Annotated in this window: 14 protein-coding genes and 5 pseudogenes; 8 read left to right on the top strand and 11 right to left on the bottom strand. The window is 51.3% G+C overall.

What is annotated here, in order from left to right; all coding sequences use genetic code 11:
* Positions 1 to 25 precede the first annotated feature (25 nt).
* From arsC to HV237_RS21845, 5 genes and pseudogenes are all read right to left on the bottom strand, one after another.
* Positions 26 to 451: a glutaredoxin-dependent arsenate reductase gene (gene arsC / locus HV237_RS21865; protein WP_040232040.1), complete on the bottom strand. Its 426-nt coding sequence runs from the start codon at positions 449 to 451 to the stop codon at positions 26 to 28.
* A gap of 12 nt (positions 452 to 463) precedes the next feature.
* On the bottom strand, positions 464 to 1,753 hold the full coding sequence (gene arsB / locus HV237_RS21860) for an arsenite efflux transporter membrane subunit ArsB (RefSeq protein WP_040232041.1): 1,290 nt from the start codon (positions 1,751 to 1,753) through the stop codon (positions 464 to 466).
* 121 nt (positions 1,754 to 1,874) lie between these two features.
* Positions 1,875 to 2,099: pseudogene (locus HV237_RS21855) on the bottom strand (arsenic metallochaperone ArsD family protein); the annotation flags it as partial.
* Positions 2,100 to 2,146: 47 nt separating this feature from the next.
* The gene (gene arsR / locus HV237_RS21850) at positions 2,147 to 2,497 is read right to left on the bottom strand and encodes an As(III)-sensing metalloregulatory transcriptional repressor ArsR (RefSeq protein ID WP_000060257.1); all 351 of its coding nucleotides are present in this window, start codon (positions 2,495 to 2,497) and stop codon (positions 2,147 to 2,149) included.
* Between the two features lie 210 nt (positions 2,498 to 2,707).
* Positions 2,708 to 3,819, bottom strand: a protein-coding gene (locus HV237_RS21845; RefSeq protein WP_088569337.1) for an IS3 family transposase whose coding sequence is annotated in 2 segments (ribosomal slippage) — positions 2,708 to 3,558 and positions 3,558 to 3,819 — 1,113 coding nt in all. Because the reading frame shifts where the segments join, the coding sequence is not laid out codon by codon here.
* Positions 3,820 to 3,899: 80 nt separating this feature from the next.
* On the opposite strand from HV237_RS21845, the pseudogene HV237_RS21840 reads away from it, so the two are divergent.
* The 6 genes and pseudogenes from HV237_RS21840 to HV237_RS21815 all read left to right on the top strand — a co-directional run.
* Positions 3,900 to 4,346: pseudogene (locus HV237_RS21840) on the top strand (IS3 family transposase); the annotation flags it as partial.
* Between the two features lie 249 nt (positions 4,347 to 4,595).
* Complete coding sequence (locus HV237_RS21835; RefSeq protein ID WP_047359077.1) at positions 4,596 to 5,519, top strand: aminoimidazole riboside kinase; 924 nt, start codon at positions 4,596 to 4,598, stop codon at positions 5,517 to 5,519.
* A gap of 165 nt (positions 5,520 to 5,684) precedes the next feature.
* A complete protein-coding gene (locus tag HV237_RS21830) occupies positions 5,685 to 7,202 on the top strand; it encodes a carbohydrate porin (protein ID WP_047359078.1) in 1,518 nt (505 codons plus the stop codon).
* Positions 7,203 to 7,339: 137 nt separating this feature from the next.
* A complete protein-coding gene (locus tag HV237_RS21825; RefSeq protein WP_000345204.1) occupies positions 7,340 to 8,710 on the top strand; it encodes a sucrose-specific PTS transporter subunit IIBC in 1,371 nt (456 codons plus the stop codon).
* A complete protein-coding gene (locus HV237_RS21820; protein ID WP_040232051.1) occupies positions 8,710 to 10,110 on the top strand; it encodes a sucrose-6-phosphate hydrolase in 1,401 nt (466 codons plus the stop codon). The genes HV237_RS21825 and HV237_RS21820 overlap by 1 nt, the downstream gene beginning before the upstream one ends.
* Positions 10,111 to 10,139: 29 nt before the next feature.
* Complete coding sequence (locus HV237_RS21815) at positions 10,140 to 11,144, top strand: LacI family DNA-binding transcriptional regulator (protein WP_003029591.1); 1,005 nt, start codon at positions 10,140 to 10,142, stop codon at positions 11,142 to 11,144.
* 174 nt (positions 11,145 to 11,318) lie between these two features.
* Here the strand turns inward: HV237_RS21815 and HV237_RS26245 are convergent.
* The 3 genes and pseudogenes from HV237_RS26245 to HV237_RS21800 form a co-directional block, all read right to left on the bottom strand.
* Positions 11,319 to 11,497, bottom strand: a pseudogene (locus HV237_RS26245) (DDE-type integrase/transposase/recombinase); the annotation flags it as partial.
* Positions 11,498 to 11,577: 80 nt separating this feature from the next.
* A complete protein-coding gene (gene ltrA / locus HV237_RS21805) occupies positions 11,578 to 13,086 on the bottom strand; it encodes a group II intron reverse transcriptase/maturase (protein ID WP_047358972.1) in 1,509 nt (502 codons plus the stop codon).
* 672 nt (positions 13,087 to 13,758) lie between these two features.
* Positions 13,759 to 14,184 (bottom strand): annotated as a pseudogene (locus HV237_RS21800) (IS3 family transposase); the annotation flags it as partial.
* A gap of 64 nt (positions 14,185 to 14,248) precedes the next feature.
* On the opposite strand from HV237_RS21800, the gene HV237_RS21795 reads away from it, so the two are divergent.
* Positions 14,249 to 15,400, top strand: a complete 1,152-nt coding sequence (locus HV237_RS21795; RefSeq protein WP_040063370.1) for an IS30 family transposase — start codon at positions 14,249 to 14,251, stop codon at positions 15,398 to 15,400.
* A gap of 9 nt (positions 15,401 to 15,409) precedes the next feature.
* Here HV237_RS21795 and HV237_RS21790 read toward each other — a convergent pair.
* Positions 15,410 to 15,658 (bottom strand): annotated as a pseudogene (locus HV237_RS21790) (transposase); the annotation flags it as partial.
* Between the two features lie 533 nt (positions 15,659 to 16,191).
* Between HV237_RS21790 and HV237_RS21785 the strand changes: the two are divergent.
* Positions 16,192 to 16,647: an IrmA family protein gene (locus HV237_RS21785; RefSeq protein WP_047363966.1), complete on the top strand. Its 456-nt coding sequence runs from the start codon at positions 16,192 to 16,194 to the stop codon at positions 16,645 to 16,647.
* Positions 16,648 to 16,706: 59 nt separating this feature from the next.
* On the opposite strand, the gene HV237_RS21780 is transcribed toward HV237_RS21785, so the two are convergent.
* Both HV237_RS21780 and HV237_RS21775 read right to left on the bottom strand, forming a co-directional pair.
* On the bottom strand, positions 16,707 to 17,210 hold the full coding sequence (locus HV237_RS21780) for a hypothetical protein (RefSeq protein WP_040232055.1): 504 nt from the start codon (positions 17,208 to 17,210) through the stop codon (positions 16,707 to 16,709).
* 35 nt (positions 17,211 to 17,245) lie between these two features.
* Positions 17,246 to 18,814 carry an SUMF1/EgtB/PvdO family nonheme iron enzyme gene (locus HV237_RS21775; protein ID WP_047358973.1) on the bottom strand — a complete coding sequence of 523 codons (1,569 nt, stop codon included), beginning with the start codon at positions 18,812 to 18,814 and terminating at the stop codon, positions 17,246 to 17,248.
* Between the last annotated feature and the right edge of the window lie 30 nt (positions 18,815 to 18,844).

The following is an 18,844-nucleotide window of genomic DNA, read 5'->3' as shown; positions in this document are numbered from 1 at the left end:
GCGTCCGATATTTTGAACTGGCAGATTACTTAACCCACTTCCCCGTTTCGCCAATGACCTTCTCGCCATCCTCTTTGGTAAACGCTCCTTTCTGACGTTCCGGAAGAATATCCAGTACCTCTTCGGAAGGGCGGCACAGACGCGTTCCCAAAGATGTAACCACAATCGGGCGATTAATCAGAATCGGATGTTGCAGCATAAAGTCGATTAGCTGGTCGTCAGTAAATTTATCTTCTGCAAGACCCAGTTCCTCATACGACTCGACGTTCTTACGTAGCAAAGCACGGACGGAAATGCCCATATCCACAATGAGTTTGACCAGCTCATCGCGTGAAGGTGGGTTTTCGAGGTAAAGAATAACGGTCGGTTCAGTACCGCTGTTGCGGATCATCTCCAGCGTATTACGCGACGTGCCGCAGGCTGGGTTGTGATAAATGGTGATGTTGCTCATATCAGTATCTCATTACAAAGTGAAAGAGAGACGTAACGCCAGCGCGGCCAGCGTTACAAACAGCACAGGCAGAGTCATGACGATCCCGGTGCGGAAATAGTATCCCCAAGTGATGGTCATGTTCTTCTGTGAAAGGACATGCAGCCAGAGCAGCGTTGCCAGGCTACCAATAGGTGTAATTTTCGGTCCCAGATCGCAGCCAATCACATTGGCATAAAGCATCGCCTCTTTGATAACACCTGTTGCGGTGCTGCCATCAATAGATAGAGCGCCAACCAGCACGGTAGGCATGTTGTTCATAATGGAAGACAGGAGAGCCGTCAGGAAGCCGGTACCAAACGACGCAGCCCAAAGCCCTTTATCTGCCAGCACGTTCAGTACGCCAGAGAGATATTCTGTTAGACCGGCGTTACGCAGGCCATAGACCACCAGATACATCCCCAGAGAGAAGATGACGATCTGCCATGGCGCACCGCGAAGCACTTTGCCAGTGTTAATGGCATGGCCTCGTTTCGCCACCGCAAACAGAATGACAGCCCCAACAGCAGCAATCGCGCTGACCGGGATACCCAACGGCTCAAGGACGAAAAAGCCAACCAGAAGAAGGATCAACACTATCCATCCGGTTCTGAAGGTTGCCAGATCTTTAATCGCTTTTGCCGGTGCTTTAAGGAGATCCAGGTCGTAAGTTGATGGAATATCTTTGCGGAAGAACAGATGCAGCATCACCAGCGTGGCGATAATGGCGGCGATATCCACCGGCACCATTACCGACGCATACTCAGTGAAACCCAGCCCAAAGAAGTCTGCAGAAACGATATTAACCAGGTTGGACACGATAAGCGGCAGGCTGGCCGTATCGGCAATAAACCCGGCGGCCATGACAAATGCCAGCGTAGTACCTTTACTGAAACCTAATGTAAGCAGCATGGCGATGACAATTGGAGTAAGAATCAATGCCGCACCATCGTTGGCAAACAATGCCGCCACCGCTGCGCCTAGCAAGACGATATAGGTAAACAGCAAACGCCCCCGACCGTTACCCCAACGTGAAACGTGCAGCGCCGCCCATTCGAAAAAGCCGGATTCATCGAGCAGCAGGCTGATAATAATCACGGCAATAAAGGTCGCCGTCGCATTCCAGACGATATTCCATACAACAGAGATATCACCAAAATGGACTACGCCAGAGATCAACGCCAGTACTGCGCCCAATGTCGCACTCCAGCCGATCCCTAATCCCTTCGGTTGCCAGATAACCAACACGATGGTCAGGACAAAAATAGCGCTTGCCAGTAACATAAAACCTCCTGACAGGGCGACTTTGTCGCCCTGTATATGCCAAAAAATTAACTCATCAACTCTCTGAGCTTTTCAATACCGGCGGGCTCTGACGCCAGCACAGGAACAAGCGCTATACGGTCAGCGGATGCCCTTCTGTTCCAGATGCTTCGACGAATACTTTCGCTTTCTCATTCTGAACAAAGCTCATGGGCTGCTGCGCCAGTTTGTAACGTTCAACCTGTACGCCACGTCCTTTCAGCCACTGCACATCAGCAGAGAAATGAACCAGAACCTGATCGATATCTGAACCACATACGCCGGTACTGCAGCACATTGCCGGGTCAAACACCGTTAACGTTTTCACTCCAAATACATCACATTCGAAAAATCATATATGTTCAGGCAAATTTTTTAGATGCAAACAGCCTTACCGCTACCAGAGCAGTTTGCCGATGCCAGCTTACGGGCGATGGCCTGTACGTCGTCCTGTTGGCTTAACCAAGCCTGTTCAATCACCTGAGCAGCCCAGGAAGGAATATGCGGAGATAAGCGATAGTGAACCCACTTGCCCTGCTTGCGATCCAGCAATAGACCACTTTCCCGGAGCATTGCCAGATGACGGGAGATCTTTGGCTGCGACTGTTCCAGCGCCGTACAGAGATCGCACACGCACAGCTCTCCCATCTCCCTGAGCAGCAGCACGATGCCCAGACGGGTTTCATCGGAAAGGTTTTTGAAGAGTTGTAAGGATGTTAGTGACATCTGGCCTCCTGTCCTATTGAAGCTAGGATACTCCCATAAGGACCAAAATCAATATTTACATTCGAAAAAACATATGTGTTATTTAGAAGGATTTTTTTACTAACGATCAATAATTACGACTAACACACTAAAATCTAGTGAATTAAAGTGTTATACAGTTCCTAGAATACACACTTCATTATTGGTTTAGCTGGTGTAAATAGACCCGTTTTAGTTCCAGGCATTTTTTGAGATCCCGGCTAAATGATTGTGTTGCCGATATTCCTCCGGCGTCATATTGTTCAGTGATTCATGCGGGCGTTCACAGTTATATTCTGACACCCATCTTTCCGTGATTTCCCGCACTTCATTCAGCGTTCTGAACAGATAAAAATCGAGTATTTCTGTACGGTATGTTCGGTTAAAGCGCTCAATAAAAGCGTTCTGCGTCGGCTTACCCGGCTGAATAAATTCCAGTTTTACTGCATGTTGCTCTGCCCATTCAGCCAGTGCAAGTGAGATAAATTCCGGACCATTATCCATGCGTAGCATGACCGTATAGCCGCGATTTGCCGCGATCCTGTCGAGTACACGGACCACGCGCAAAGCTGGCAGATTCAGATCGATTTCAATCGACAATGCCTCACGGTTAAAGTCATCAACGACATTGAACGTGCGAAAACGACGGCCACAGACCAGAGCATCATGCATAAAATCGACAGACCAGCTCTGGTTCAGCGCTTCCGGTGTGGCCAGTGGCGAGGGATTACGCACCGGCAACCGTTGTTTGCCTTTACGGCGAAAATTCAGCTTCAGCAGACAATAAATACGATGGATCCTTTTGTGATTCCACGGGTATCCCTGCCGCCGCAGAACCTGGAAAAGTTTTGGAAAACCGTACCGTGGGTATCGCTCTGCCACTGCCTGTAACGCGACAATAACGGGTTCGTCACGCGTGGTATCCGGACGGTAATGGTAAACCGTTCTGCTCAGGTTCAGACTCCGGCAGGCCTGACGGATACTGAGTCCAAATGTCGTTATCAGATGAGTGACCAGCTCACGCTTAAAGGCTGGTTTTAAAGCTTTTTTTCGATAACGTCTTTCAGCGCCCGGTTCTCAAGGCTCAGGTCGGCAAACATCTGTTTGAGACGTCGATTCTCGTCCTCAAGATCCTTGATCTTTTTAATATCAGAAGCCTCCATGCCGCCGTATCTGGACTTCCAGTTGTAGTAGGTGGCTTCAGAGATACCGGCCTCCCGGCAGACATCTTTAACGGTTCGTCCGGCTTCAACCGATTTAATTACAGCAATGATCTGATGCTCAGTAAAACGGGCTTTACGCATAGCGATCTCCTTTGTTGGCAGAGTGATTATGCCGGAGGGTCTCTAAATGTGAATGGCACGATTATGCGGGATACTTACAGTTATATCTGGCTGTTGTTCTCGATCTCTTCTCACGTCGGGTTATAGGCTGGAGCATGGGAGGACGAATGACCGCTGAATTAGTGATGGATGCATTATTGATGGCGGAATGGCGACGTAAACCGACAGCAGAAGTATTAATCCATTCAGATCAGGGTTCTCAATATACCAGCGAAAGGTGCCAGCATTTTATGGCATCTCACAATTTGAAAAGCAGCATGAGTCGTCGGGGTAATTGCCATGACAACGCAGTGGCAGAAAGCTTTTTCCAGTTGCTAAAACGGGAACGCATAAAGAGACGGATCTATAAAAACAGGGAAGAAGCGAAGGCAGATATCTTCGATTATGTAGAGATGTTTTATAATGCTAAACGCCGCCACAGTGCCTGTGAGGATCAACCCCCTGCAATTTATGAAAGTGCCTGGTTCATGAGGCACGGAACCGTCTAGGAAACTGAGGTCTATTCAAAATAAGATAAAACATAATAATTTCATCAAGTTGCATGGTAATTTATCCAGGATCCATTTGTGTCCAGGACGTAAGTCTTCACAGCTGTCGAATCAATTCTATTTCGTAAGGCGGCTCACGTTTTTATGCCCTGAGCAGCGCTTTTCCGGCTGGAACTTTCCACCCACTCATTCATTGTGATTTAATATGCTAAACCGGTTTAATTAAGTTTAGCCTTGGAGGGTTTTAGCATGAAAGCAAAAGTTTGGGTTCTGGGCGACGCAGTGGTGGACCTGCTACCGGAGAGTGAAGGGCGCTTGCTACAGTGCCCTGGAGGCGCGCCGGCTAACGTGGCGGTAGGGGTTGCCCGCCTTGGCGGCAACAGCGGATTTATCGGCCGCGTCGGCGGTGACCCGTTTGGCCGCTACATGCGTCATACCCTGCAACAGGAGCAGGTCGACGTCAGCCATATGTATCTTGACGATCATCACCGCACGTCCACTGTGGTGGTCGACCTTGATGACCAAGGTGAACGCACCTTTACCTTTATGGTACGCCCCAGCGCTGACCTGTTCCTGGCTGAAGAAGACCTGCCACAGTTTGCCGCCGGACAGTGGTTGCACGTCTGCTCCATCGCGCTCAGCGCCGAGCCCAGCCGCAGTGCTACCTTCGCGGCTATGGAGAACATCAAGTCTGTCGGCGGTCGGATCAGCTTTGACCCTAATATTCGTCCTGATCTCTGGCAGGATCAGGCTTTGCTGCAAGCCTGCCTCGATCGCGCTTTGTCCATGGCAAACGTGGTAAAGCTATCGGAAGAGGAGCTGGTCTTCATCAGCGGCAGTAAAGATTTAGCATACGGAATCGCCAGCGTAACAGAGCGCTATCAGCCGGAATTGCTACTGGTGACGCGGGGCAAAGCGGGGGTGCTTGCCGCTTTTCAGCAGAAGTGTACCCATTTCAGCGCTAAACCGGTTGTCAGCGTGGATACCACCGGTGCGGGCGATGCGTTTGTCGCCGGACTGCTTGCCAGCCTTGCTGCCAACGGGATGCCGGCGGATATCAATGCCCTGGAGCCAACGCTCGCTCTGGCGCAAACCTGCGGTGCCCTGGCAACCCTGGCGAAAGGCGCGATGACTGCCCTGCCATACCAGCGCGATCTACACCGCCAGATTTGATCCTAAATACCGTCGTACGCGGTCCACTTTGTTGCATCCATCACACTTATTAAACCGGTTTAGCAAAATCAATTTCAAAATGTTAAATGTCGTGCTTAACATAGCAACTAAACCGGTTTAGCAAAAACACACAATGTTTTATTTTCCTTTTGGGATGCAATCAATATGTTCAGAAAAAGCACACTCGCGGTTCTTATCGCTTTGCTAACCGGCGCCGCCTCAGCCCATGCACAAACGGATCTCAGCAGTATCGAAGCCCGTTTAATTGCGCTGGAAAAACGCTTACAGGATGCCGAAAACAGAGCGCAAACGGCAGAAACCCGCGCAGAGTCGGCAGAGAAGAAAGTACAGCAGCTCACGACACAGCAACAAAAAACCCAGGACAGCACTCAGGAAGTGGCTCAGCGTACCGCCAAACTGGAGAAAAAAGCCGATGAGAAAAGCGGGTTTGAGTTCCACGGCTACGCCCGCTCCGGCGTGATAATGAATGACTCCGGCGCCAGCACCAAATCCGGAGCCTACATGACGCCAGCAGGGGAAACCGGTGGGGCTATTGGCCGCCTGGGAAACCAGGCCGATACCTATGTTGAAATGAATCTTGAACATAAGCAGACCCTGGATAACGGGGCAACGACCCGCTTCAAAGTCATGGTCGCCGACGGTCAAACCACTTATAACGACTGGACGGCGAGCACCAGTGATTTGAACGTGCGTCAGGCCTTTGTTGAACTGGGCAACTTGCCCACCTTCGACGGGCCGTTTAAAGGCTCCACCCTGTGGGCCGGGAAACGCTTTGACCGGGATAACTTTGACATTCACTGGATCGACTCGGATGTCGTGTTCCTCGCCGGTACCGGCGGCGGTATTTATGATGTCAGGTGGAACGACAGCGTTCGCAGCAACTTCTCTCTTTACGGGCGTAACTTCGGCGATATTGCTGTTACCAGCAACAGTGTGCAGAACTACATCGTCAGCATGAACAATTTCATCGGGCCGGTGCAGATGATGGTCAGCGGGATGCGGGCAAAAGACAACGACGAACGCCAGGATACCAACGGTAATCCGGTCAAAGGCGATGCGGCAAATACCGGTGTACATGCGCTGCTCGGGTTGCACAACGACAGTTTTTACGGCCTGCGTGAAGGTGCCAGCAAAACCGCCCTGCTCTACGGTCACGGACTGGGTGCCGAAGTTAAAGGTGTCGGCTCTGACGGCGCGTTACGCTCGGGGGCTAACACCTGGCGCTTCGCCAGCTACGGCACCACGCCACTGAGCAAGAACTGGTTTATCGCCCCGGCGATACTGGCACAAACCAGTAAAGACCGTTATGTCGATGGCGACAGCTACCAGTGGGCAACCCTCAACATGCGTCTGATCCAGGAGATCAATCAAAACTTCGCCCTCGCTTATGAAGGCAGTTACCAGTATATGGATCTCAAACCTGAAGGTTATAACGATCGCCATGCGGTAAACGGCAGCTTCTACAAGCTCACCTTCGCCCCGACCTTTAAGGTTGGCGACATCGGCGATTTCTTCAGCCGTCCTGAAATCCGTCTTTACACCTCGTGGATGGACTGGAGCAAAAAACTCAATAATTACGCCAGCGATGACGCGCTGGGCAGCAGTGGTTTTAAATCGGGCGGCGAATGGTCGTTCGGGATGCAGATGGAAACCTGGTTTTGATGGTTAACACCTGGCGACAGTAACCGCCGGGGCGACAAAATACGTTTCGTCGCCCCGGACACAATAACAACGAAGAGAATGCGCCCCGGCTACCACGGGACGACAACTCGAAAATCAATACGCATTCAGAGGGTACTATGGATTTTGAACAGATTTCCCGCTCGCTACTTCCGCTTCTGGGAGGCAAGGAAAATATCGCCAGCGCCGCGCACTGTGCCACACGCCTGCGCCTGGTGCTGGTCGATGACTCACTGGCCGATCAGCAGGCCATCGGCAAAATTGATGGGGTGAAGGGCTGTTTCCGTAACGCCGGACAGATGCAGATTATCTTCGGCACCGGGGTGGTGAACAAAGTCTACGCCGCCTTTATCCAGGCGGCAGGGATTGGCGAATCCAGCAAATCGGAAGCTGCCGACATTGCGGCGAAAAAACTGAATCCTTTCCAGCGCATTGCCCGCCTGTTGTCGAACATCTTTGTGCCGATCATCCCGGCTATCGTCGCCTCCGGCCTGTTGATGGGCCTTCTGGGGATGGTTAAAACGTACGGCTGGGTCGACCCGGGTAACGCCATCTACATCATGCTGGATATGTGCAGCTCAGCGGCGTTTATTATTCTGCCGATTCTGATTGGCTTCACCGCCGCCCGCGAGTTCGGTGGTAATCCTTATCTTGGCGCGACGCTTGGCGGCATCCTGACTCACCCGGCGCTCACCAACGCCTGGGGTGTGGCCGCCGGTTTCCACACCATGAACTTCTTCGGCCTTGAGATTGCCATGATCGGCTATCAGGGCACGGTGTTCCCGGTGCTGCTGGCGGTGTGGTTTATGAGCATCGTTGAGAAACAGCTACGTCGCGTGATCCCCGATGCACTGGATCTGATCCTGACGCCGTTCCTGACGGTGATCATTTCCGGTTTTATCGCCCTGCTGATTATCGGCCCGGCTGGTCGCGCGCTTGGCGACGGTATTTCGTTTGTCCTCAGCACCCTGATTACCCACGCCGGTTGGCTGGCCGGACTGCTGTTTGGCGGTCTCTATTCGGTTATCGTCATTACCGGTATTCACCACAGCTTCCACGCCATCGAAGCGGGACTGCTGGGCAACCCATCCATCGGCGTCAACTTCCTGCTGCCGATTTGGGCGATGGCCAACGTCGCTCAGGGCGGTGCTTGTCTGGCGGTGTGGTTCAAAACGAAAGATGCCAAAATCAAAGCCATTACCCTGCCCTCGGCGTTTTCTGCCATGCTCGGCATCACCGAAGCGGCGATTTTTGGTATTAACTTACGCTTTGTAAAACCGTTTATCGCAGCCCTGATTGGCGGCGCGGTGGGCGGCGCGTGGGTGGTATCCATGCATGTTTACATGACCGCGGTGGGCCTGACGGCTATCCCTGGCATGGCTATCGTGCAGGCCAGCTCGCTGCTGAACTACATTATCGGGATGGTTATCGCCTTTGGCGTCGCCTTTGTCGTCTCCCTGGTACTGAAATACAAAACGGACGCTGAATAATGTCACATCCATCACGCCTGCCTGCGATTTTGCAGGCTGTTATGCAGGGCCAGCCGCGCGCGCTGACCGACAGCCACTATCCCCGCTGGCACCATGCGCCGGTGACCGGGCTGATGAACGATCCCAACGGCTTTATTGAATTTGCCGGACGTTATCACCTGTTTTATCAGTGGAACCCGCTCGCCTGCGATCATAAGTTCAAGTGCTGGGGGCACTGGAGCTCTGCCGACCTGCTGCACTGGCAACATGAGCCGATCGCGCTCATGCCGGATGAAGAGTATGACCGCAACGGCTGCTACTCCGGCAGCGCCGTGGATAGTCAGGGCACGCTCACCCTGTGCTATACCGGCAACGTAAAATTTGACGACGGCAGCCGAACCGCGTGGCAGTGCCTGGCGACGGAAAATGCCGACGGCACGTTTACCAAACTCGGCCCGGTATTACCGCTGCCGGAGGGCTATACCGGCCACGTGCGTGACCCGAAAGTCTGGCAGCACGAAGGTCGCTGGTACATGGTGCTGGGCGCACAGGATTTGCAAAAGCGTGGCAAGGTGTTGTTATTCAGCTCAGCGGACCTTCATGAGTGGACGAGTCAGGGCGAAATCGCCGGTTATGGCATCAATGGCCTGGACGACGCGGGCTATATGTGGGAATGCCCGGACCTGTTTGCCCTCGGCGACCAGCATGTCCTGATTTGCTGCCCGCAGGGCGTGCCTCGTGAGAAAGAGCGCTATCTCAACACCTACCCGGCAGTGTGGATGAGCGGCGATTTCGACTACCACCGCGCGGCCTTCGAGCATGGCGAACTGCACGAATTGGACGCAGGGTTTGAGTTCTACGCCCCGCAAACCATGCTTACCAGTGATGGCCGCCGTCTGCTGGTCGGCTGGATGGGCGTGCCGGAGGGCGAAGAGATGCTTCAACCGACCCTCACCAACGGCTGGATCCATCAGATGACCTGCCTGCGTGAGCTGGAGTTTATCGATGGTCAGCTATACCAACGTCCTCTACGAGAGCTGAGCGCCCTGCGCGGCGAAGCGCACGGCTGGGCAGGGAACTCCCTGCCGCTGGCACCGATGGAAATCGTTCTACAAACCACTGGGGACGATATTTTGAGCCTCGATTTTGACGGCGCATTAACCCTTGAACGCGATGCCAGCGGGATCCGCCTGGCCCGACCCAGTCTGGCCAGCGACGAGAAGCATTATCGTTACTGGCGCGGAGACGTCCGCTCGCTGCATATTTTCATCGACCAGTCTAGCGTGGAGATTTTCATCAACGGCGGCGAAGGAGTGATGAGCTGCCGCTACTTCCCGGCCTGTTCAGGGCAGCTAATGTTCTCCGGCATCACACCGGACGCATTCTGCTACTGGCCGCTGCGAACTTGCATGGTAGAATAAGCGTTTTGCCTCAAGCTCATGGCGTCGTAATGAAAACTAAACGCGTAACCATTAAAGATATCGCCGAACAGGCTGGCGTCTCAAAAGCGACCGCCAGCCTAGTACTGAACGGTCGTGGTAAGGAGCTGCGTGTGGCGCAGGAAACGCGTGAGCGAGTACTGGCGATTGCCCGTGAGCAGCACTATCAGCCAAGCATTCACGCCCGCTCGCTGCGCGACAACCGCAGCCACACCATCGGACTGGTGGTGCCGGAGATCACCAACCACGGCTTTGCGGTCTTTTCACATGAGCTGGAAATGCTGTGCCGCGAAGCAGGCGTCCAGCTATTGATCTCTTGTACTGATGAAAACCCCGGTCAGGAGAGCGTGGTGGTCAATAACATGATTTCCCGCCAGGTTGACGGTCTGATCGTCGCTTCATGTATGCACAACGATGCCGACTATCTTAAGCTCAGCCAACAACTGCCAGTAGTGCTGTTTGACCGTTGTCCTAATGAAAGCCTGCTGCCGCTGGTGATGACTGATTCGATTACCCCAACGGCGGAACTGATTTCCCGCATTGCACCTAAGCATAGCGATGAGTTCTGGTTTTTAGGCGGTCAGTCGCGTCTGTCGCCTTCACGCGATCGTCTGACCGGCTTCACGCAGGGTTTGGCTCAGGCGGGTATTGCACTGCGCCCGGAATGGGTGATTAACGGTAACTACCACCCGAGCTCAGGCTATGAGATGTTCGCCGCACTCTGCGCGCGACTTGGGCGGCCGCCTAAGGCGCTGTTCACTGCCGCCTGTGGACTGCTCGAAGGGGTACTGCGCTATATGAGCCAGCACCATTTACTCGACTCAGATATCCATCTGACGAGCTTTGACGATCACTATCTTTATGATTCGCTGTCGCTGCGTATCGATACCGTACAGCAGGATAACCGCCAGTTGGCCTGGCACTGCTATGATCTGATAAGCCAATTGATCGAGGGCGATACGCCCGAAACGCTACAACGCTACCTGCCCGCAACGCTGCAGTTTAGGCATCAGTAATAACTGAGCATTTTTGAATACCCTACAGAGGTGAAATCTGGTGCGAATCCAACAATCAAAAATCAATATTTGTAGTGATGTGATGCGGATAGGTCTTCACTGCATCAGTAATCACACCAATCGGTTTAAACGGCAAACTGAGTGGTGGTAAAGACTGACACCGGCATTATTACTGTCACTGTGGAACATCACTCCGGCGGGTTTACCGCGAGCTTCCCACGCAATTTCCAGCGCTTTGATGTCAGCTTGCTGTCCGGTGAGAATGACATTGCCCAACCCTCAGGTTTCCTTGCGAACAGATCGAGAACAACAGCAAGGTAAGCCCAACGCTTGCCTGTCCAGAGTAGAGTAAGAGGCAGGGCGTAGTCGCACTATTTCCCTGCCTCTCCTCTCCGAACCGGACGTGCACCTTTCAGCGCATCCGGCTCTCCATTTAAACACTGGCAAACGCCATTGCCACTTCTGTGAAACGCGATGTATACGTATTTCTGGCTTCTGTCCTCAGGTAAGGGTTACCTTCTGGCAAGCGCCAGCGGAACAGCTTCTTGCCTTGCCCGACCAACCGATAAAGTACTTCACCGTTGAGCTTCCCGTGGTTGGTTTTACCAAATAAAACCCACGTTTTACTCTGCCCCGGTTTCGGTGATTTACACCACCACCTCATCAGGTAGGCAATACCTTTACGATATTTTCGGGCCAGCCAGTGAGCCAGCTTCCAGAACACCACTCGATCGATATAACTGAATACTTTGGCTTTAAAATCAACGAACTGATAGAACGCAGCCCAGCCTTTCAGTTTCCGGTTGAGTGTCTCAACCATATCGATTTTGCTTTCACTGTAATTGCCTGATAACAAAGCCGTTAGCGACGCAGCGAAGTTTCTGGCTTTCTCCTTCGGGATCGTCGAGACCATCCGCATATCGCCGTAACGACTGCGTTTACGGATGATCCTGTGACCCAGAAAGATAAAACCGTCATTAACATGGGTGATCCGGGTCTTGTCCATGTTCAGCCTGAGTTTCAGACAGCCTTCAAGTACGCTTCGGCACTCTTCTCTGATGGTTTCCGCCTGCGCTTTGGTGCCTTTGACAATAAGCACGAAGTCATCGGCATACCGACAGTACGCCACAGCGGGCTTCCATTGCCAGTTTTCCCTGACCGCTGTACTTCGACCTCGCTGGATACTGTTGTTCCAGTACCAGCGGTCCTTTCGGGCTTTCCCGCTCAGGTAGCGTTTATGCAGATACTGATCGAACTCATTCAGCATAATGTTCGACAGCAACGGCGAGATCACTCCGCCCTGCGGTACGCCTTCACTGGCCGCCCGGAAGAGACCGACATCAACATGCCCCGCCTTGATGGTTTTCCACAGCAGAGTCATGAAACGTGCATCACTGATCCTGCGGCGTACAGCCTTCATCAGCAGTCGATGATGTACGGTGTCGAAGTAACTGGACAGGTCGCCTTCAATTACCCAGCGTCCCCGTGTTTCACCGCAGTCAGTGAGCTGTAATTTCACCGTTCGGATCGCATGGTGGACACTGCGCTCAGGCCGGAAGCCATATGAGAGCGTATGAAAATCACTCTCCCATATTGGTTCCATCGCCATCAGCATGGCTCGCTGAACAATACGATCCCGTAACGCGGGGATGCCCAGTGGTCGCAGTTTGCCGTTGCTTTTAGGAATGTAAACCCGTCTGGCGGGCAAGGGCTGGTAGTGACCTGAGAGTAATTCATTCCTGAGGATTTGTAGCTCAACAGCCAGTCTGGCCTGTAGCATTGTCTTGTTCACGCCATCAACGCCGGGGGTATGCGCCCCCTTTGATGAAAGCGTGATCCGCGCCGCATCAGCCAGCCATTCTGGTTGTGTTATCAGACGCAGCAGCCGTTCAATCCGTCGGGACGGATCGGCTGTTGCCCATGTGGCAAGCTTGCGTTGCATTTCGCTGATTATCAAAGGTCTTCACCTCATTGGGTCAGTTAATTCACTTCGCAAACATATTTAAACTGCTTCCCTTCGCCATGTAATGGGCTTTCCCCACCGCGGACTACTACGGAAGCTCCGCCAGCCAGTGCGTTATCAGGGCCATGCCCCCTTAATATCCGTCACTGACCTTCCCCGGTTCACCTGCCTGGACTCAGACATACTGAGGAGGCTGCCCGTCGCACTCTTTATCCTTGCTTGCCGCAAGTTGGCAGAAGTCAGCAACGCGAGCGTGATAGGCGCTGCTGCCCCGGTGTTTTGCATACATGTCAAAACACCTTCGACCGACAGTGCTTACGTATCACTGGCAGTTCCTCCTGCACGGCCTGTCAGATCACGTAGGCCGTGGTGACATTTTCAACCCACAGAGGCGGATTAACGGGTTCATGTTCTTCAGCCTTTCAGCACTCAACCTTGAGGATCATCTCGGCTTAGTGATCTCGCCTCAATCCCCGTTGTCAGCGGGTTACATCACCCTGCGGGCATGCCGCAGGTCACTGCCGCTCAGGCTCTCCACCGTCACACCCGGTGGGATTGTTGGGCTTCTCGTCATGAGTTGCCGTTTCAATATTCCAGACAGACTCGTGGTTCATTTGAGCATCCATGCCCGCCCTGAACTCCGGGCACACTATACGTCACATCGCCGCACCACACCTGATTCGGTTCTGTCACTGCAAACTGTCGCTCAAGGCGATTCGGGATAGCGGTGTGTTCATGACCACCACGTTTATACCGGTGGGTAGGCTGCTGACAACTCACCAGACCCGGTTCTTTCATGAGCCTTCCGGCAAGCCAGCGTCCCATTCTGAAGCCTTTCAGGGTTGCCATAATCGCGATACTTCTTGCGCCAGCAGAGCCATGGCTGATGTTATGCAGTTCCAGAACCTGACTGCGTAACACAGCTCGCATGCCGTCTGGCTTTTCGGGGCTTTTTCCCCAGTATTTGTAGCTGCTGCGATGAACCCCGAACACGTGGCAAAGTGTGACCACAGGATACTGCGCTCTGAGTTTCCTGATTAATGAGAACTGTTCAGGGAGTCTGACATCAAGAGCGCGGTTGTAGATTCAATTGGTCAGCGCAACAGTTATGTGAAAACATGAGGTTGCGGAGGATCTTTGGATGAGACGGACATTTACAGCAAAGGAAAAAGCATCTGTTTTTGAACTGTGGAAGAACGGAACAGGCTTCAGCGAGATAGCTAATATCCTGGGTTCGAAACCAGGAACCATCTTCACTATGTTAAGGGATACTGGCGGTATAAAACCCAATGAGCGCAAGCGGGCTGTGGCTCACCTGACGCTATCTGAGCGCGAGGAAATACGAGCCGGTTTGTCAGCCAAAATGAGCATTCGTGCGATAGCTACTGCACTAAATCGTAGTCCTTCGACGATCTCACGTGAAGTTCAGCGCAATCGAGGCAGGCGCTATTACAAAGCTGTAGATGCTAATAACCGGGCCAACAGGATGGCGAGAAGACCAAAACCGTGCTTACTGGATCAGAATTTACCGTTGCGAGAGCTTGTTCTGGAAAAGCTGGAGATGAAGTGGTCGCCAGAGCAAATATCAGGATGGTTAAGACGAACGAAGCCGCGTCAAAAAACACTGAGAATATCGCCAGAGACAATTTATAAAACGCTGTATTTTCGTAGTCGTGAAGCGCTACACCACCTGAATGTACAGCATCTGCGCCGATCGCACAGCCTACGTCATGGCAGACGCCATACTCGTAAAGGTGAAAGAGGCACCATCAACATAGTAAACGGAACGCCAATCCACGAACGTTCGCGGCATATCGATAACAGACGCTCTCTGGGGCACTGGGAAGGCGATTTGGTGTCAGGTACAAAAAACTCGCATATCGCCACACTTGTAGACCGAAAATCACGTTATACGATCATCCTGAAACTCAGAGGAAAAGACGCTTTCTCAGTGAATCAGGCTCTTACAGAAAAATTCCTGAGCTTGCCACCTGAACTCCGGCAATCACTGACATGGGACAGAGGAATGGAGCTGGCTAGGCATCTGGAATTTACTGGTAGCACGGGCGTTAAAGTTTACTTCTGCGATCCTCAGAGTCCCTGGCAGCGAGGAACAAACGAAAACACTAATGGATTAATCCGACAGTACTTTCCCAAAAAAACCTGCCTTGCCCAATATACTCAACATGAGCTGGATAAAGTCGCAACTCAGCTAAACAACAGGCCAAGAAAGACACTGAAGTTCAAAACACCGAAAGAGATAATTGAAAGGAGTGTTGCGTTGACAGATTGAATCTACAACGGCTTTTTTTAATATGTCCCGTTCGTCGGTAACCCGCTTCAGCTCTTTCTGGAGACGGCGGATCTCGGTCTGAGCAACTGACTGTTCTTTATTAGCGGAAGAATCCGGACCGTACTTCTTTATCCAGGCGTAAAGGCTGTGAGTGGTGATATCGAGACGTGTTGCAACGCTGGCAACAGAATAACCGCGATCGACAACCTGTTTGACTGCTTCAGTTTTAAACTCTTCGGGATAACGCTTACCGCTCATGGGCACCTCTCTTTAAGCCATCTTAAATGACTCTGAGGTGTCTGTTAAACCCGTGGCGATTCAACTCATTAATTATTCTTCACCAATATCTTTATAGAATGCTATTTCCTTATATTCCGCATTAGGTATACGTAGGAAAACAAAACAACGTTTTATATAATAACGATTAATGACGTTAGCAAAACCGTTCATATACTAAAATGGTCCATCTCAATGAATTTTGCATAGGGTCTATTGATTAGGCTGTTTTTTCTACAAGCAACAAGAAAGAATAGATATTACTAATTTTGTAATGTTATTATTTTTAACGAACTAATTATCGCTCTAATTTTTTTTCGTGAGTAACGCTTTTAAATTGAAGTGCTAGTTTGTTTAGTGTATTACTATTTTTTAACCATATAGCTCATTACAATATGCTTAGAAAGCAATAGAACAGATTGAGTTGGCACTGAAATAGGCTAAAACCGACATACGTATCGGGGAAGAGAACAGAATTTTGTGAGGCGGCGTGAGGAATGAGGGCGTAGAAGATTATGATTAAGAAAACATTATGCAGCTTATTGCTGGCCGTACTTTGTGGCGGCATGGTTGGCCCCGCAGTGAGTGCGGAGAATGACCATCGGTATATTAGTATTCGTAATACGGATAGCAGTTGGGTGCAGGGCGTGTGTTCTTTGGTATTCCGGCTGGGTAACGGCGGTGATGGGACATTCAATAACCTGACAGTCAGCTTACAATTAACTGATAAATCGGGAGCCGTTCTGGAAAAAGGAACTCTTGATGTTCAGCCGTTTGGCGATAGCAGTGCAACTCGCTCAACCCTTTCGGCAACTGAATTCAGCTGTGATGCGGTTGAAAATACAGCCAACATCGTGATTACCCACGTTGAGGAAACGTCTTCGGATGGTTCAGTCCATGCTCTGCCACTGTCGATGTTTGATCCGCAATATTATCAACCATTAAAAATGAGCGTACAAAAAAGCGGATAGCTTTAGCTGCCTTCTATGGGGATGATAGATATACATCCCCATTACGACGAAATAAGCGTTTATGCTTTGTTGATTAAATCGATAATACGATCGCCTTCTGTATCTTCTTGCGCAACTCGGCTAAAGATGCTGCCATCGTTTTGTGTACCCACCTTGATAGGTTCCTTGCAATCTTTGTGGAAGATTCTTTTCCCTTTTTTTGTGACAACCACACCTGACATATCGCCGTGCTGCTCTTTATCGTAAACAATATATTCATAGGGGCCTTTGACGACACGTATCCAGTAAAGCGAGCCACCGGCGATCATCTGAGAATTATAGTAGGCGTTAACCCCCGGTTGATTAGTGACAAGATTCAGCTCAGCAGTCGGAGCAGACTGGGTTCCCAGGGCATATCCCGCGCTATCCTGCGCAATAAAGGCGCTGGCGTATTTATTATTGGTGAGCAGGCATTCCAGCGTTAATTGTTCCTGATCCTCCGCACTGTAAGACGCAGCTAAAGCTGTCTGGCTGAGTGACATACAGACAATGGTCAACGCTGCAATTCGTAGAGTTAATTTCACGTTCCTTACTCCTTTATAAACTGACATGTTTAAGATTAGTGGCCGTTCTTTACTTGTTTGCAGGTATCCAGCCAGCCAGCTGTATCAATTTTGCCGTTCGCTAGGTATTTTTGCTGATTCTGCCAATGAGCAGCGAGGAACGGCTTAAGACCGGAAAGACGTTTATTCAGCGTCAGCATCTGATTGAACACGTTCACTTCGCCTTTTAGCCCTGCTTGCCCATACAGGGTGCCGGAATCCACCAGACTGCTGGCGTAGTAGCTCGTTAGCTGCTGTAGACGATCGGTTTGTTCCGCCAGCTTATTTTTGCGGATGGCACAGTTGGCATCGCTGCTGTCTTTATCTTTGCACAGCAGCTCATAATTGTGATTGAGGAAGTCAAGGAAACGACCATCGTCCTGTAATTTGGTACAGAGAAAAGAGCCCAGATTCAGGCTGGCGCGGATAGACTGTGCTCTTTCTTCTTGCTGCTGCTGGTTGCTGGCACGAAGTTGGTTTTCCAGATCTTTCAGCTTTTTCTTCAGCTCGCCGTCTTCAACGCCAGAAGCCAGGCTACCTAACGCTTTCGCCGTATCATTGGACCCGGATTTGCTGCTCTCTGCGCCCGTTTTATCATCACCGAGAGTCGACCAGTTTTTCTCAAGAAGTTTGACCCGGTCCGTTGAGGTAATTGCCTGGGAAACCAGCACCAACCGCAGGCCCATTGTTTTACTGGTAAAAGGCTGGGCATTATCGTAATAGTTAATTTCTTTACGGCTAGCGCTGCGGATATCCGACTCACTGGACATCACGCTGCCGCCACGCACCACAAAACCGCCAGCCTGGCCATGCAATCGATTAATTTTATTGAGGTAGAAGGGGGTAAACATCATCTCAGAGACGTTGCCTAACATATCGTACAGGCCGAGCGGGTTAGGATTTAACAGACCGATGAGCTGAAGTTTCCCGTTTGAGGACTGCGAACCGGAATACCACTCATAATTTTTGATGTCGTCCATCGGATAACGGGAATCACGAAACTGTGCGGTATCCACTTTCAGACCGCCGCGCGCGGCAAACTCCCACTCTACTTCGGTGGGCAGTCGTAAAAAACCTGGCTTGTTATCTTCTTTCGGCAGCTTGTCGAGCGCGTTTGCGCGTAACCACTGGTTATATTTATCGGAGAAATTAACGGCCTCAAACCAACTGATGCTGGTTTGAGGGAGGCTAAGTTTACGCGATGGTGTCGGGCAAGTATCGGAAGTTAATGCCTGATATTGCAATGCCGTCAGCTCATATTTCGCCATTAAATAATAACGGCCTTTATTTTGGGGCGTTTCAGTAAAGCTACCGGCGATAAACGTGGGATAACTGTGTTCCACAAAGCCCCATTCACTGCCATCTTCCCCTAAGGTGATGGGAATATCATCCAGAGGACCGGCTACTGGAATTTCTACCCGACGAAATACCATCGAACCTTCGCAGGGCATAGGCAAAATCACGTCATCGCTATCCGGCTTCGGATTATAGGTTTTCTCTGCCCACGGTTCTGCCAGCGCGGGGGAGATCTTCACCAGCAGGGCTAGCGCCAGGCAGCGCGATAATGTGGAAGGAGTAAAGGCCATGAACGATCTCCGCTAAAATAGATGCTTAGG

This window comes from Citrobacter sp. RHBSTW-00570 (assembly GCF_013739755.1).
Lineage (GTDB): Bacteria > Pseudomonadota > Gammaproteobacteria > Enterobacterales > Enterobacteriaceae > Citrobacter > Citrobacter braakii.
The sequence above is the reverse complement of the archived record's forward strand: the minus strand, read 5'-3'. Positions and strand labels throughout refer to the sequence as shown.